Below are 15,532 nucleotides of genomic sequence, written 5' to 3' on the forward strand. Positions count from 1 at the left end.
TAACGCCCGGTCAGAAGAAATTCCGATTCTTTGAAGTCGATCAGAAAATGCGGTCTGGAAGAGGGGAAAGGCGAGCGAAGGGCGGCAGAGAAGCGGCAGAGCGCTCTGCGACGCTTATCTGAGAGTCTGGTAAAAACGGATTGGCTAGCGTTTTTATAGTAATGGAAATCAATAAATAAGAATATATTCAGGAAGATATAATTATTAATAATTAATTAATATTTAAAAATAATTAACGTGAATATTGCCCATGAATTCCTATAATTTCCAGGATTGTTTTTACGCTGATTTTTAGTGGATAATCTTGTTTATCTCTTTTTAGTCGGCGAAAGGAATTCCATCGCTACACGGGTCCACAATATTCAATGGAGTAATGCTTTGCACATTATATATAAATTCAAAAAATGCTTTGTGGCGCAAATAATAAACGTGCTGGCCATGACAAGCGTATTGCTCATAAGCGGCTGTCAGTCTGGCGAGCCGCAGGAGCCTGATCACGTTGCAGAAAAGGTTGCGCCAGCGCCGTCACAATCCGTCTCGCTGCCAACGCCGCAAATCACGCCTTCTGCAGCAGAAGCGCCGGGCGCTGGCGAAGGTTCAGCGACGATATGTCAGCGTGAGCTTGCCGCGCTCGCAAAAATCAATCCCTCAACCTATGCCGCAAAAAAAGCAGCCTTCGAAACACTTTTGAATAATGCTTCAACCTATAGCGCTGTCCGCGGCGATATCAATGGCCAGACAAGAGATACACTCGACGCGTTATATAAATATAAAACGCAAAAATTATGTAACGACATAGAGCAAGCTATCCAGCAAGGCTTAATTAGCCGTGGAGAAAGCGTGAGATGAAACGGTTTAAGTTAAAACCCATTTTTTTTTTGTATTACCTCTGACGATTAGCGCCTCAGTCGCGCCTTATGCTCAGGCCAGCAATAACGAAAAAACACTGAAATCTCTGGATGCCATTACCGCGCAATCGAGCGGTATACCCGATTTATTGCTGGTCAAACCGATCCCTTTGCCGGAACCGACAGTACATCCTTCCGGCAAATCCACAAAGAAACCTCGCCCTAAAAAGCCGGCGCAGGCTGCTGCTTCAACCGCGACAAGCGACCAGCAGGCGATAATAGAGAGCCTGCGCGCGGAGCTTGCCAGCGCGAAAGGCACCTGGCAGACGGAGAAAGCCGCTCTGCAACAGGCTGCAGCGGAAAGCGAAAAGCAGGTTGCCGCTTTGCAACAGCAGCTTAGCGCCCTGACTCAGGGGAAGAATAACGATGCGCAGTCTTCGATGCGTCTGCAGCAGGCTTTAGCCGAAAGTCAGCAGCAAAACAAACAATTGCAGCAACAACTCGCTGAGCTTGCCGGCTCACGCGATGCTAAAGCGCAAGAGCATGGGCAGCTTCAAAAGAAACTGGCTGAAAGCCAGCAATTCAGCACCGAGCTGCAAAGACAAATTGCTGAACTGCGCGTTTCGCGTAATGCCCGGGCAGAGGCGCTTGATAAGGCGCGCCGGGATCTGCAGGCAAATGAGAAAGCGTTGCAGGCGCTGAAAGCGCAGCTTGCCGCTACCGTTTCCGGGCAGGATGAAAAAGCGGGGCAGATAACCCGTCTCCAGCAGTCCCTGAACGAAAGCCAGAAGAAAAACCAATCGCTGGAAACGCAAATCGCACAGCAGGCTCAGAAGCAGACCGATAAAGAGCAACAGGTTAAGCAGGTTCAAAACCAGCTGAAGCAAAGCGAAACCCGGGCGCAGATGTTGGAAAAACAGCTGTCGGAACTGGCAGCGGCGAAAAGCGGCAGCGCGCAGGTATTAGCGCAGCTCCAGCAAACCTTAGCCGCCAGCCAGAAAGAGGCGCAGGCGCTGAAAGCGCAGATCACTGCTCTGACTAACGCCCGTGACGCCCGGGCGCAGGAAAGCGACAGGCTGCAACAGGCGCTGGCGGCAAGCGAGCAGAAAGCGCAGGCGCTGGCAAAACAAATCGCCACGCTCACCGAAACGCAGAAAATGAAATCTGACGAAAGCGGCAATCTTCAGCAGCAGCTGAAGCAAAGCGAAACCCGGGCGCAGATGTTGGAAAAACAGCTGTCGGAACTGGCGGCGGCGAAAAGCGGCAGCGCGCAGGTATTAGCGCAGCTCCAGCAAACCTTAGCCGCCAGCCAGAAAGAGGCGCAGGCGCTGAAAGCGCAGATTACTGCTCTCACTAACGCCCGGGACGCCCGGGCGCAGGAAGGCGACAGGTTGCAACAGGCGCTGTCGGCAAGCGAGCAGAAAGCGCAGGCGCTGGCAAAACAGGTAGCCACGCTCACCGAAACGCAAAAAACGAAATCTGACGAAAGCGGCAGTCTTCAGCAGCAGCTGGCCGCCAGCCAGAAAGAGGCGCAGACGCTGAAAGCGCAGATTACTGCTCTCACTAACGCCAGGGACGCCCGGGCGCAGGAAGGCGACAGGCTGCAACAGGCGCTGACGGCAAGCGAACAGAAAGCGCAGGCGCTGGCAAAACAGGTAGCCACGCTCACCGAAACGCAGAGAATGAAATCTGACGAAAGCGGCAGTCTTCAGCAGCAGCTGGCCGCCAGCCAGCAAGAGGCGCAGACGCTGAAAGCGCAGATGAAAGACCTCGCCTCCTCAAAAGGAACGAACGCGCAGGAGTTAGCCAGACTTCAGCAGGCTCTTACTGCCAGCGGCAAGGATATCCTGACGCTTAAACAACAAATTGCAGAGCTAACGGCAGGCCAGGCCGCCAAAGCCCAGGCCTTGACTACCGCACAGCAGTCGCTGGCTGAGAGTCAGAAAGAGACGCAGAAATTAAAAGGACAAGTTACTGAACTGACTACTGCACAAAATGCCAAAGCCGAGGAGAGCAACAAGCTGCAGGCGCGGCTACTCGAAAGCCAGAAGAAGTCGCTGGCGCTGGAAAAAGAGATTGCTGCCCTTACTACCGCGCAATCGGCAGGCACGCAGGCGACCGAAAAATTACAGCAGCAACTGGCGGAGAGCCAGAAAAGAACGGATGAGTTGAATAAACAAGTAACCCAATTGACCGCCGCACAGGATGCCAAAACAAAAGCCTACACCACGCTCGAGCAGAATCTAAATGTAAGCCAGAAAAAAGCGGATGAACTGGAAGCCAAATGGCAGGATGCCAGTAAGCAGCTTGAAGAGAAAAACAAACAGCTGGCTGCGCTGGAAAAAGCGAAGCCAGCCGCTACGGTTGCCGCCAAACCACAAAGCAATGATGAAATACGCGATTATGCTCTTGGCGCCTTCTGGGCGCAGGAAATGATTGGCATGATGAAAAGCAAAGAGGGCTATGGCTACCACATCGGCCGTCAGCAGGTGTTGAGCGGCGCGACGGATATGATCAACGGCCAGCTGAAAGTCCCGCAGGATAAGCTTATTAAGGTGCTTCAGGAACTGGACAAAACGTCCGGAGCGAAAGAGGCGAAGGTTAAAAAAGCGGCTAACAGCGAAGGCGATCGGTTCATGACCCAATTCAGTAAACAGCCGGGCGTGAAAAAGGCCTCAATGGGTTATTACTATCTGATCGCCGATAAAGGACGCGGCAAAATTAAAAATAGCGACACGGTCGGCGTAGTTATCCGAGAAAGCCTGACAAATGGCAAAGTCATCAACGACATGTCACAAAAAGGCACGGTTCTGGCGCTACCGCTTAATAACTACCCGCCGCTTTTTAAATCCGCTTTGTCGGTGCTTAACAACCATGGCGAAGTGCGCATCGTGGTGCCGCCCCAGCTCGCGTATGGTGAAGAGGGCAGGTTGCCGGATATTCCGCCTGACTCAACGATGGTTTATGACATTAAAATTGTCGACGTAACCGCTGGCATCGTTCAGCCAACACCCGCGGCGAAATAACCTTAACCCGGCTTCGGCCGGGTTATTTTACCTACCCTTGACGCTTGCCAAAGACGAAGCGACTGTCGTATTTGTGCCGTCGGTCACATTTTTTTAAATTTTTCTTTCTACAACAATTCAAGAAGTTAACGGCAAATTCTGTTTGCTGCCTTGCGATGCGCTCGCCGGATGCCAGTCTTAATAAAGTTATTAAACGCATCATCGCAGAACAAACAGGAGGTTATATGGCACGTTTTCAGCAGAAAGTGGTGGTCATTACGGGCGCAGGTTCAGGTATCGGCGCAGGCGCGGCGAAGCGCTTTGCCAGCGAAGGCGCAAGCGTCGTGCTGGTGGGGCGCACCCCAGAAAAACTTGAGAAGGTGGCGGCTACGCTTTCGCAGGGTAAACACCTGGTCGTACCTTGCGACGTCTCGAATGCTGATGAGGTACAAAACCTGGCGCAGCGCGTGATGGAAGAGTATGGCCGCGTGGATGTGCTGGTGAACAATGCTGGCGTGATTGTCCAGGGGCGCATTCATGAAATCAAGCTGGATGACTGGGCGACGCTGATGGGGACCGATCTCAACGGCGTCTTCTACTGCACGCATTACTTCATGCCAGAACTGCTTAAAACCAAAGGCAATGTGGTGAATATTTCTTCGGTTTCCGGGCTTGGCGGCGACTGGGGCATGAGCGTCTATAACGCGGCGAAAGGCGCTGTTACCAACTTTACCCGCGCGCTGGCGATGGACTATGGCGCTGACGGCGTGCGCGTTAACGCTATCTGTCCGGGCTTTACTTTTACCGAATTGACTGAAGAGATGAAGCAGAACGAGCAACTGCTGCAAAAATTTTACGAGCGGATCCCGCTTAAACGCGCAGGCGAACCGGAAGATATCGCCGACGCTATCGCGTTTATCGCAAGCGATGACGCACGCTATATCACAGGCGTTAATCTGCCGGTGGATGGCGGCCTTACGGCCTCTAACGGCCAGCCGCCGCAGGCGTAACCCCGTATGGACCCGCGGCTAAGAAGGCCGTTGCGCGCCCTGTAAAAAACCCGCCATCCGGCGGGTTTTTCTTTAAGCTAAACTCAGGCGACAACCGTGACGCTTTGTCCTTCGAACGTGACCGTCTGTCCGGCGACGATTTTGCAGCGCTTGCGGGTTTCCACCGTGCCGTCCACTTTCACCAGGCCTTCGCTGATAACGATTTTCGCCTGCGCGCCGCTTTCGCTCCAGCCTTCCAGCTTCAGCAAATCGCACAGTTCAACGTGCGGGTGTTTTCCAAGAGAGAACGTTGTCATCTTATACTCCTTCCACGTCGTGGTACTCAACACACGCCTGTAGCGTATTCTGAATGAGCGTAGCGACGGTCATCGGACCCACGCCGCCCGGGACCGGAGTAATGTAGGAAGCGCGTGCGGCGGCATCTTCGAACACCACGTCGCCAACCACTTTGCCGTTTTCAAGACGGTTGATGCCCACATCGATAACGATAGCGCCCTCTTTAATCCACTCGCCAGGGATAAAGCCGGGTTTGCCTACCGCAACGATCAGCAGGTCCGCATTCTCTACATGGTGGCGCAGGTTTTTGGTAAAGCGATGGGTGACGGTGGTGGTGCAGCCTGCCAGCAGCAGTTCCATGCTCATCGGGCGGCCGACAATGTTGGAAGCGCCGATGACCACGGCGTTCAGCCCGTAAGTATCAATGTTGTAGCGTTCCAGCAGCGTAACGATGCCGCGCGGCGTGCAGGGGCGCAGGCGCGGCGCGCGCTGGCACAGACGGCCCACGTTGTAAGGATGAAAACCATCCACGTCTTTATCAGGCGCGATGCGCTCCAGCACTTTCACATTGTCAATGCCCGCCGGCAACGGCAGCTGGACCAGAATGCCGTCAATAGCGGCATCGGCGTTCAGTTCATCAATAAGCGTAAGAAGCTCCGCTTCGGTGGTGGTTTCCGGCAGATCGTAAGAGCGGGAGAGAAAACCGACCTCTTCGCACGCCTTGCGTTTGCTGGCGACATAAATCTGCGAAGCGGGGTTCGCGCCTACCAGCACAACGGCGAGACCAGGCGCACGCTTTCCGGCCGCCAGGCGCGCCTGTACTTTTTCCGCAACCTCGTGTCGTACCTGCTGCGCAATCGTTTTACCGTCAATAATCTTTGCTGCCATCAGAGAGAGGATTCCATCTGTAATGATAAAAGGGAGGGGATGTTGATATTTTGTCAGAAGCGGGCCGCGCTGTCAGTCCCGAAAGCGCCTTTATGCTTAAAAGGCAGGCGGGCAGTCGGAAAGCCATTGACTCACAAGGCGCTCACCGTATAATTCCACGCGTTTCACGGCGCTGAACATCTTCTTACCGTGAAAGCATCTTCCCGATGCGCCCTTAGCTCAGCTGGATAGAGCAACGGCCTTCTAAGCCGTGGGTCGCAGGTTCGAGTCCTGCAGGGCGCGCCATATTAAATCAAGCACTTACCCATTACCTCCAGCCTCCATATTTTCCCGTTGGGACATATTTGGGACACAAACGCCAAAAATTGAGTCAATTTGCTTCGCATGCTCGGTTAAATGGTTTGGCGCCAGATGAGCATATCGCCGCACCATTTCGATCGACTCCCACCCGCCCATTTCCTGCAGCACAGAAAGGGGAACGCCGGACTGAATCAGCCATGATGCCCATGTGTGTCTCAGGTCATGAAAGCGGAAATCCTCTATGCCAGCTCGTTTGCATGCAGAGTCCCACGACCTTGAGCTGTCCAGTCTCATTTTCCTGACTTCAGGAGTCAGCGTCCCGTCTGCTCTGTTGCCCGGCCAGAGACTTAGCATCCTTCGTTGCATCACTCAAAAAACCCTTTGATGAGCGGGTTTTCTTGTTGAAGTCTTCCTGACTTTTATTCGCCCGGTCCAGGCTGTCGGTAAGCCGCTCAAGTCCGCTATTTATCGACAGAATCGCGCTTGCTCCCTCAGAAAAAGCTTTAGCCAGAAGGTCACCTTCTGTTTTTGCTTTCACCGTCTCTTTGGTAGCATCCGTGGCGCCATGCGCCAGCCCGCGCCATGCTTCAGGAAGATCCTCAAGTGCAGCCTGATATTCTTTAAACCTCTCCATAAATGCGACAAACTTGTCGTCATTTACGTCAATATCGACAATAGACTTAGCCACCATTGAAGGAACCCCTGTCTTTTAACGCGGAAATGATGTAACGCTGGCGGTACTGCGCCGGGCTGGCGAACTCTTCGCCTGTGACTTCCCTGATCACCCGCCAGAAACCCTCATTCGACGCCCAGTCTAGGAGGGTATATGCGACGTTTCCGGCTGGGCATTCTGGGTCTGGGTATCGGTAGGCGGATTCGACGTCTGCAAGGAATCGCGGAACGCCGTAACGCTCAATGATACGAGTTGCCCACCGAACATGCCGATCACTGAGCCCACCGTCGGGGCGATCAGGTGTGCTTTCTGAATGGCAGAGGAAACCATAAAAAAAACCACCTCACCTTCAACTTCGCGGTATTCGTCAGAGGAGATGATCCCCTGCTTCATAGCGGCGTCGAATGATGTTGTTTTCCAGGTTCCGCCGTCATTCCAGACCACAGATGTAAGGCGTTGGATCTCGTCAACGATGGTTGGGGCCTGCTGGTTAGCTTCGTCTCTCAGCTCCTGCTCGCGCTGTAGCTTTTTACGGAGCATCATCGCGGCAACGCGCGCCGCGCCCAAGCCGCCGACCTGTGAGATGAAGTTTGTGAACAGGTTGCCCAGCAGCAGACAATGCTCTTCAACCACCTCATACGGGAACGGAGTCACATGCAGGTACACGACTGACCCGTCTTCCCGGGTGATGTTTGTTACCAGGTTGAGCTTTTTGTCTATTTTCACAATCAGACCCACATATTGTCGTTAGCCAGGATATAACCGCTGATGGTCACCACGTACCCGGCATCCATACCGGTAAAAGGCAGCTCGTTGAAGTTCACCAGGTAAGCGTTAAGCACGGTGAAGTTGCTGAGCGTGTTCGCATCCGGGGTGATCACCACCTCGCCCAGCGCTGTATCGGTGGCGAAGCGGTTTTTGTAGCTGTCGCTGAGGCCTTGCGTGCGCAGCAGATGTACAGTGACGGTCACCTGCTGATATGGCGCCTGGCTGCCTACGGTGCCGGTCAGTGTCGGGATAATGTCCGTCGCCGGGCCATCAGGACGCATGCTGATGGCGTCCTTGCCAAGGTAAGAGGCGGTGATGTTCAGCGCCGGAACGTCAGTTACTGACACCGCGCCGCGTACACGATTGAGGAATCCCTGCGGTACTAATGGGTTTGCCATTTTTTACGCCCCTACAAAGTTGGTTACGTTCACGTTAAACGTGATGGATTCGAAGCCGCGGCGCGGCGTCATTACGGCGCTCAGGCCAGCGTATTTTCCAGCGGCGTAATCGGACGGATTCAGGCTGGTGTAATTCGCGAACGGCACGGCGTTGATCACCGCGTTACCGGCATACGTGCCTTTCTCGTATTCGGTGTTGAAGTCCTGCTGCGTCAGGCCGGTACCAATCACGCGCCCGAGGATCAGGCCGTAACTGATGCCGTTGCGCAGAGTCTTCAGCGCGCGGCGCTGCAGGCGGTCGATACCGTTCTGCTCGTAGTACAGCGGGTTAACAGTGGTGTTTGACCCGTTGATGATTTCGTTTGCCAGATCGAGTTCGAGGTTGATTGCAGTCCACGCCACTGAATACCAGTAGTTGAACGGATTGCCGTCCAGCATGTGGCCTGCCACCAGCATTTTGTTGCTCAGCCCACCTTCCGCGGCAGTGCCGACGTAGTTGATGCTGTTGTCCTGGAGCTGTTTAAGCAGCGTGCCATTACCTTCTACCGGATACTCTGTAACCCCGTAACCAAATCGGTACGCCATCGGCGGCACCATGTTTGACGAGCCAGGGTCGTTTGCCAGAGAGGACTGGAACGGGAACGCCATGGAAAACTCGCCTGCTGGGATGTTTGGCGATTCCACGCCTGCACACACAGATTTGTTCTTGGTTGCGACCCAGTCCGGATAAGTGGCTGTCGTAGTGGTGATGAAGAAATACACCAGTGACGCCGGGCTGGTATACAGGCCAGTCAGGGTTTTAAACGTCGTCTCACCGTCCCACTCGCGCGGCACCAGATACGAGAAGAATTTCTGGTAGGTGTTACCCAGAGAAATGTCTTCATCGATGAAGTCGGCCAGTGCAGCCACAGCGGCAGAGACGGACACATCACCCAGCTCCAGCACGTAGACCGCACGGGTTGTGCCCTGCGCCCAGAACGTGGTGTTCATCTCGATGATTTCGTTTGCTGCTACGGTTTTCACTGCACCCATAACTGTTGCCGTGCCAGGGTCTGTTACCGTCAGCGCTCTGGGCAACACATCACTCGGTGGCTCGGTCACTGAAGCGGTGACAGGCGTGATCGGCAAGCTGCAGGGGGTATTTGGCATATGAGCACTGTCAATTACCCGTTTACCGGGCTTGAAAGGAAGAGCATGACGTTCGCGCCGGTTCTCGACGGTACGGTGTACACCTGTCAGATGAAGTGGAACATCGCCGCGCAGCGCTGGTATTTGCTGATCACTAACAGCGCCGGAAATCCGGTGCTGAATACTGCTGTTGTGGGCTCGACATCCTCCGGGGGAATAAACCTTCTGAATGGGGTGTTCACATCGACGACCATGATCTGGCGTGAAAAGAAAGGGCAGATTGAGGTAACGAGCTGATGCGCTATTACGAAATTAATATTTTTGATGGCGACACCTTAATCCAGCAATATTCCAGCCTGAAGAATGGAGTCTATAACCCTGGTGCGCTGATGGTCGAGTTCGACATCATGCGATTTGGCGAATCCACGCCAGCAGGGGAAACGCACCTGACTGTATGGGGTATAGGCCCAAAAGACATGCAGCAGGCCAGACAGAACCTTTACGGGAAGCGAATTCAGATCTTTGCCGGGATGTCGAAAGGACTGCCGCTGGCGGGAGTGTGGGATAAAAAGCTTGCCATTGAGGGGACCATTTTTCAGGTTTTCGGCAACTGGCAGGGTACAGAGTTGCGGCTGGACTTCATCATTGTCGCAGGACCGGTTAACACCACGACCCGCGGGCAAATGGTTCCTCTCCAAATCACCATGCCATGGTCTATGGGGCAGAAACTCTCCGTTGCACTGACACAATGTGTCATGACGATGGGCGGCTTTACGCCGAACATAAGCATCAGCGACAGACTGACGCTAAATTACGATCGCCCGATGTTCTGCGGCTCCCTCGCTGAGTTGGCAAAAAACCTGCGGGCGTTTTCGCTGTCCCGCATCAAAGACTCAGGCTATACAGGCGTCGAAATTGCCGTGGTCAACGGTAACGAAATCCGGGTGTGGGATAACGATTACGCTAACCATCCAGATCAGGGCTCGAAAACCAGCGCGACGGAAAGGAGTAAAAATCCTGTCCAGATAAATTTCAATGACCTTATCGGCCAGCCAACGTGGATCAGCTTTGGCGTTGTCAGCGTCGTCTGCGTCATGCGCGCAGACCTGCAGACTGGCGACCATATCCTGATGCCGGAAAAGGCCAGGCCGATGATTCAGGCGTCTTCTTACTCCCAGTTTCGCGATGACTCAGCCTTTAACGGTGAGTTCGTCGTGCAATCGGTTAGGTTGCTGGGTAACAGCAGGCAACCAACAGCTGAAGCGTGGATTACTGTGATTGAGGCATACCCGGCGGAGGCGGTTAAGACAAAATGAGTGTCGACCAGAAGCTTAATTTCGGCCGGAACATGAACAGGTTTGCCGAGCAAAAGTTTAATGAGGCGTTTCAGGCTGCCGGGAAAATACTTCCCGCCAGCATTGTTGAGCAGAAAGGCAATATGGTAACGGTGGCCTTCGAGCTGCATGACACGCCATACGCTTTCCCTAATGTAACGATCCCGCTCTTCGGCCCGCAGTACATTCGATATCCGATGCAGTCCGGCGATAAAGGCATTGTTATTCCAGCTGATACCTATCTTGGCGGCGTTAGCGGCCAGGGCGGCGGTGTCGCTGACCTAACCCCTCCGGCCAACCTGAGCGCTCTGGTATATCTGCCGATCAGTAACACCGAATGGGAAGTCGTCGACGGGAACGTTGTCACTATCTACGGTCCTGAGGGTGTGACTATCCGTGACCAGGGAAGCAACACGACGTTTCTGTTAACGCCTGACAGCGTGACGATTGCGGCCGTCGATTTGTTTAAGGTAACAGTCGGCAATACGGTGCTAACACTTACGCAGGGAATGTGGAGCATCACAGGACAGAGCGGGAAGTTGCAGGACTCAACCGCCAGCACCAGCCCGGCGATTATGCATACCGGTTGGGCCGCCCTGGTTGCATGGCTGAATTCTCATCATCATTCAAACGGTAATGGCGGTTCAAACACCGGCGTCCCAACCACCATTTTCAACGGGAATATCACGCAATGAGAACCTACGGGAGAGATGCAAATGGCAAGTGGGTGCTAGTGGTGCCGGATGAAAATGGCTTCAACGACTCCATCTATCTTACGACGCTGATCCAGAATCTGAAGCTGGCGCCGCAGGAGTCACCATTTTTTGCAAATAATGGCATTCCGGCGCAGGGCTCGGTCATTCAGCAGGTGCTGCCAACCTACTATGTTGACAGGCTTCAACGGCAATTTAGTCAGTATTTCTCATCGCTGCAGATCGCCCTAGTGAGTGATGACCCGCCAGTATACAACATTTCGGCGATAACGAACGCCGGTTCTAAAATTATCACAACGGTGAACGTATGAGTGATTTGTCCGTCAGCTATGGCGCAGCCGGGCCAGTGCCGAAAACATCCGAAGAACTGCGCGCAGATTTGGTTTCCAGAGCCACTGAGTTATCACCCGGTATTACTACGGACCTCCCTGGATCGCTGATTGAGGATATAGTCGGTACCGACGTTGGCGCGCTGCTCATTGCCGATCAGATCCGCGTAGACCTCATAAACTCTGTTGGACCGCTGAAAGCGAATATGTACATGCTGAACCTACTGGCGCAGCAGTCAGGTATCAGCCCGCAAAAAACGCAAGGTTCAACGACAGTACCAGTTGTTTTTTCCGGTCCTGCAGGATTCGTAATACCCCAGGGGTTTCTGGTTAGTGATGGCACCTATACCTATCAGATTGCCGACGCGACAATAATTTTGTCATCAGGTGTCAGCTCAATGGTAACCGGTGCTGCGACAAACACCGGGTCATGGGCTGTACCCGCAGGATCTGTTAACCAGATACTTACCAGTCTGCCGTCAGATATTACCCTGACCTGTACCAACCCTGTTGCCGGCACGCCAGGCGGGACGCCAGAAACTAACTACGAGTTTCGCGAGCGTGTCTGGGAAGGTCAGATGTCAACAGTTCAGGGTTACCCGGGCTTTATCCGTCAGAAGCTAACCGACCTGAGCAATGTTCAGGCCCGGCTGGTTTCCGTGGTTCAGAGCGGCAATGCATGGATTGTGATGTGCGGTGGCGGAGATATCTATGAAATGGCCGGGGCTATCTATAAGTCAGCTGGCGACATCAGCAGACTTAAAGGTACAGACCTGAATGTAACGGGCATTACCAATGCTAACCCTGGCGTTGTAACGACTGATATCACCCACGGATTCAGTTCTGGACAGGTTATTAATATAACCGGCGTTACCGGAATGAGCGGCATCAATAACGTGCCTCTGACCGTCACCGTGTTGAGCCCCCACACCTTCTCTATAGGCATTAACACCACTTCCTCAGGAACCTGGACCGGTGGCGGAGTCGTTACGCCTAATCTGAGAAATAACGTCGTAACAATAAACGACTGGCCAGATAACTACCGGATCCCGTTTGTTGTGCCGCTCCAGCAGTTGGTGACTATCAAGTTTGAATGGGCGACAGAGAGCGCAAATTATCTGACGGATGCCACGATAGCCTCCCTTGTGTCGCAGCCGGTGATTAACTATGTGAACGGAATATTTGCCGGTAACCCGATGAACATCAATAACGTTAAGGATGTATTCCTTCAGTCCATTAATGGAACTCTGGATATGAGCCTTATCTCAACCCTGAATGTTATTGTGACTGTGAACGGCGTTATCACAGGCGTGGACGCCGGTACGAGCATCATCAGCGGCGACCCATACAGTTACTGGTACATTGCCTCAGGTGGGGTGATTGTCGACGGGATATAACATGCTGGAAGATATCATTAAATCATACCTCTATACGCAGTATAACGACGATGATGATCTTCAGGCGTTCGTCACTGCATACAACACCATGGCTCAGGAAATTTATTCATGGTTGATTAACGCCAACCTGCCGATATTTGTTGGAGGATACAATGCTGGAGACCAGCTGAAATGGATAGCCAGAGGGATTTATGGCGTTAAGCCGCCGGTGCTTATCAGTGGGAAGCGAACCGTTTACGGCCCGTACAATGCCATGCTGTTTAACCAGTTGCCATTCAATGGTCGGAAGGTGGTGAATCAGTCCGAGCAGGTTGTTGTCTCCGATGATCTGTTCAAGCGAATCATGACATGGAACTTCTACAAGGGTGATGGGTACTACTTCACTATCCCGTGGCTGAAGCGCCGGATAATGCGGTTTTTGACCGGTGTTGATGGGGTGGATGTTGTGAATGACCAGCGGTGGAGTATTTCTGTTTTGTTCTCTGGTGGCGGGGCCAGCATTTCTATTATCAAGGGGTATAGAAAACTTACTTCTACAGCAATGTTCAATGGCTTCGCGTATAACACAAGATCGTTCAACCAGAGAAACAGTGTGCTAATAAAAAGCACTGACTATGAATATGCTGCGTTGTTCAAGCAGGCCTTTGATAGTGGCCTGCTTCATATGCCATTTTACCTACCGGTAACGGTGACAATTATCGGCTAGAATTATTACGTGAATCTATTGCTATGTCGGTGTAGAATTTAATGCACTGACACATTACAAGCAATAATATTATTGTAAAAAACAAAGCGACACTGAACTTTAAATTTTCGAATGGTGGAATTCCTTCATGAACCCACATATCGAAAATAAGATATATCATAAATGCAGATAGTATGATTGTTAATGTGCTGACCGAAGATAACAGAATCTTCAGGATAGATACTGTATAGCTTTTCATTTTATACCTCATATGAAATTAATTTAAGTTAATCATAACATCAATAACCCTAACAGAGGGTTATTTCTGCCCGAATCCCGGAGGATAAATGGCACTCACACTTTTAGCCGCCAACAATGCTCAAACTGTACTGGCAGCAGGAATCAGCGCTTCAGCAACAACAATGACGGTTAACACAGGTACCGGTGCGTTATTTCCATCTCCTTCTTCTGGCGTTAGTTATTTTAAACTCACGCTCGTAGATGCCGCTACCGGGCAATTAACTGAAATTGTTCACGTGACAGCCAGAACTGGCGACACGATGACTATAAGTCGCGGGCAGGAAGGCACAACTGCACGAGCATGGTCTGCAAACGACATAGCAGCAAATATGATGACCGCAGGTACCCTGTCTTTGCTGGCACAAACAGCGTTATCTCTCCAGATCGCAAATAATCTGTCAGAGATAGCTGCTGCTGGATCAGCAGCGGTATCTGCGGCTCAATCCAACTTGGGCCTAGGTAATGCAGCAACAAAAAACACAGGTAATGGCGCAGGCCAAATTCCAACCATGGCAAACTTTACCTCAGGGTCGGGCTGGATTAAGTTTCCTGATGGAACAATAATTCAAACAGGAACGAGCATTTCAGGGCCTGTTGGGTTCCCAACCACCATAACCTTCCCAATTCCATTTACTGTTAGTTATCGCATTGCGACGTCATTTGATACCGCAGCTACAGGGGCTGCAGATTGTCCAGCATTCGCAACAACACCTGCAGGTGGGGGGCTTCTGGCTTTTTATTTAATGAGCTCGCGTACAAGCGGTGCAGGGGCTGGTGCTAACTGGATTGCAATAGGAAAATAAAAATGAATTCGTATCTATATGACGCAGTAACTAATGCATTTTATCCATTTGCATTGAGGGACGATTATGTAGCTGCAGGAATGTGGCCAGCAAATGGAGTTGAAGTTGATGAAGCGACTTTTGCAGCATTTCAAAACCCACCTCCTGGCAAAGTGAGAGTCGCAGATAGTGAAGGTAATCCATCATGGGTTGATACTCCCCCAATTCCAAACTCGGAATTACGCAAGGCGGCACTGGCATCTTTAAGCGTCACTTATCAGGATGATATTGAGAAGCTTAACAGAGCATGGCTTGCGGCTGCCGTTAATGACGGCATAAATGAAACAGCGAAAAAGGATGTAGTCCTGGCTCAAATCAACACCAGAAAAGCACAGTATTCCAGCGACAGAGCGGCGATTATCGCTCAATACCCGTAATTAATGGAGAAAGACATGTCAGATAATGAAGCGTTACAGCCAAACGAATCGCAGACATCAACGGAGTCTGTCGCTGTAAGATTTTGCCCTATCTGTGGGTCGCAAATGTATCAGGGTATGAGGTATGGTTTTCTGTGCTGGATCTGCCCTGAATGCGATTTTGACGAGCCGGTATGAAAAGTAAAGTATTAAACAAATGGAAAAATATGTTTATATATTTAATTTTCACAAATAATGCAGGTGAGGAATTAACCTAATGCA

At 52.0% G+C, this 15,532-nt stretch carries 17 protein-coding genes, 1 tRNA gene and 1 pseudogene; 12 read left to right on the plus strand and 7 right to left on the minus strand.

Annotation, left to right across the window (positions count from 1 at the left end; translation table 11 throughout):
- Positions 1 to 294 precede the first annotated feature (294 nt).
- From IEX01_RS01600 to budC, 3 genes are all read left to right on the plus strand, one after another.
- On the plus strand, positions 295 to 849 hold the full coding sequence (locus tag IEX01_RS01600; protein ID WP_125454190.1) for a YuaE family lipoprotein: 555 nt from the start codon (positions 295 to 297) through the stop codon (positions 847 to 849).
- 169 nt (positions 850 to 1,018) lie between these two features.
- Positions 1,019 to 3,874, plus strand: a complete 2,856-nt coding sequence (locus IEX01_RS01605; RefSeq protein ID WP_188723155.1) for an FKBP-type peptidyl-prolyl cis-trans isomerase — start codon at positions 1,019 to 1,021, stop codon at positions 3,872 to 3,874.
- A 224-nt stretch (positions 3,875 to 4,098) separates the two neighbouring features.
- Complete coding sequence (gene budC, locus IEX01_RS01610) at positions 4,099 to 4,863, plus strand: meso-2,3-butanediol dehydrogenase (RefSeq protein ID WP_048887215.1); 765 nt, start codon at positions 4,099 to 4,101, stop codon at positions 4,861 to 4,863.
- An 83-nt stretch (positions 4,864 to 4,946) separates the two neighbouring features.
- On the opposite strand, the gene ybcJ is transcribed toward budC, so the two are convergent.
- Both ybcJ and folD read right to left on the minus strand, forming a co-directional pair.
- The gene (ybcJ, locus tag IEX01_RS01615) at positions 4,947 to 5,159 is read right to left on the minus strand and encodes a ribosome-associated protein YbcJ (protein ID WP_188723156.1); all 213 of its coding nucleotides are present in this window, start codon (positions 5,157 to 5,159) and stop codon (positions 4,947 to 4,949) included.
- Position 5,160: 1 nt separating this feature from the next.
- The gene (folD, locus tag IEX01_RS01620) at positions 5,161 to 6,027 is read right to left on the minus strand and encodes a bifunctional methylenetetrahydrofolate dehydrogenase/methenyltetrahydrofolate cyclohydrolase FolD (protein ID WP_188723157.1); all 867 of its coding nucleotides are present in this window, start codon (positions 6,025 to 6,027) and stop codon (positions 5,161 to 5,163) included.
- 208 nt (positions 6,028 to 6,235) lie between these two features.
- Here folD and IEX01_RS01625 point away from each other — a divergent pair.
- A tRNA-Arg gene (locus IEX01_RS01625) sits at positions 6,236 to 6,312 on the plus strand.
- 15 nt (positions 6,313 to 6,327) lie between these two features.
- On the opposite strand, the pseudogene IEX01_RS01630 reads toward IEX01_RS01625, so the two are convergent.
- The 5 genes and pseudogenes from IEX01_RS01630 to IEX01_RS01650 form a co-directional block, all read right to left on the minus strand.
- Positions 6,328 to 6,657: pseudogene (locus tag IEX01_RS01630) on the minus strand (site-specific integrase); the annotation flags it as partial.
- Positions 6,632 to 7,018, minus strand: coding sequence for a hypothetical protein (locus IEX01_RS01635; protein WP_229701798.1), 387 nt, complete (start codon positions 7,016 to 7,018; stop codon positions 6,632 to 6,634). The gene IEX01_RS01635 and the pseudogene IEX01_RS01630, both read right to left, overlap by 26 nt.
- 123 nt (positions 7,019 to 7,141) lie before the next feature.
- A complete protein-coding gene (locus IEX01_RS01640) occupies positions 7,142 to 7,726 on the minus strand; it encodes a hypothetical protein (protein ID WP_188723158.1) in 585 nt (194 codons plus the stop codon).
- Between the two features lie 2 nt (positions 7,727 to 7,728).
- The gene (locus IEX01_RS01645) at positions 7,729 to 8,166 is read right to left on the minus strand and encodes a hypothetical protein (protein WP_023327272.1); all 438 of its coding nucleotides are present in this window, start codon (positions 8,164 to 8,166) and stop codon (positions 7,729 to 7,731) included.
- 3 nt (positions 8,167 to 8,169) lie between these two features.
- Entirely contained in the window at positions 8,170 to 9,198 is a 1,029-nt protein-coding gene (locus tag IEX01_RS01650) for a hypothetical protein (RefSeq protein WP_229701799.1), read from the minus strand.
- Between the two features lie 117 nt (positions 9,199 to 9,315).
- Between IEX01_RS01650 and IEX01_RS01655 the strand changes: the two genes are divergently transcribed.
- The 8 genes from IEX01_RS01655 (at position 9,316) to IEX01_RS01690 (ending at position 15,271) form a co-directional block, all read left to right on the plus strand.
- On the plus strand, positions 9,316 to 9,591 hold the full coding sequence (locus IEX01_RS01655) for a phage baseplate plug family protein (RefSeq protein WP_188723159.1): 276 nt from the start codon (positions 9,316 to 9,318) through the stop codon (positions 9,589 to 9,591).
- A complete protein-coding gene (locus IEX01_RS01660) occupies positions 9,591 to 10,610 on the plus strand; it encodes a hypothetical protein (protein WP_188723160.1) in 1,020 nt (339 codons plus the stop codon). The genes IEX01_RS01655 and IEX01_RS01660 overlap by 1 nt, the downstream gene beginning before the upstream one ends.
- Positions 10,607 to 11,323, plus strand: a complete 717-nt coding sequence (locus IEX01_RS01665; protein ID WP_188723161.1) for a hypothetical protein — start codon at positions 10,607 to 10,609, stop codon at positions 11,321 to 11,323. The genes IEX01_RS01660 and IEX01_RS01665 overlap by 4 nt, the downstream gene beginning before the upstream one ends.
- On the plus strand, positions 11,320 to 11,652 hold the full coding sequence (locus tag IEX01_RS01670) for a hypothetical protein (protein WP_188723162.1): 333 nt from the start codon (positions 11,320 to 11,322) through the stop codon (positions 11,650 to 11,652). The genes IEX01_RS01665 and IEX01_RS01670 overlap by 4 nt, the downstream gene beginning before the upstream one ends.
- A complete protein-coding gene (locus tag IEX01_RS01675) occupies positions 11,649 to 13,067 on the plus strand; it encodes a ubiquitin-activating E1 FCCH domain-containing protein (protein WP_188723163.1) in 1,419 nt (472 codons plus the stop codon). The genes IEX01_RS01670 and IEX01_RS01675 overlap by 4 nt, the downstream gene beginning before the upstream one ends.
- A 1-nt stretch (position 13,068) precedes the next feature.
- Positions 13,069 to 13,773, plus strand: coding sequence for a hypothetical protein (locus IEX01_RS01680; RefSeq protein ID WP_188723164.1), 705 nt, complete (start codon positions 13,069 to 13,071; stop codon positions 13,771 to 13,773).
- Positions 13,774 to 14,099: 326 nt separating this feature from the next.
- Positions 14,100 to 14,855: a gp53-like domain-containing protein gene (locus IEX01_RS01685; protein WP_188723165.1), complete on the plus strand. Its 756-nt coding sequence runs from the start codon at positions 14,100 to 14,102 to the stop codon at positions 14,853 to 14,855.
- A 2-nt stretch (positions 14,856 to 14,857) separates the two neighbouring features.
- Complete coding sequence (locus IEX01_RS01690; RefSeq protein WP_188723166.1) at positions 14,858 to 15,271, plus strand: tail fiber assembly protein; 414 nt, start codon at positions 14,858 to 14,860, stop codon at positions 15,269 to 15,271.
- The last annotated feature ends 261 nt before the right edge of the window (positions 15,272 to 15,532 follow it).

Origin of the sequence: Franconibacter daqui, assembly GCF_014644275.1 — a bacterium.
In the GTDB taxonomy this organism is placed as follows: domain Bacteria; phylum Pseudomonadota; class Gammaproteobacteria; order Enterobacterales; family Enterobacteriaceae; genus Franconibacter; species Franconibacter pulveris.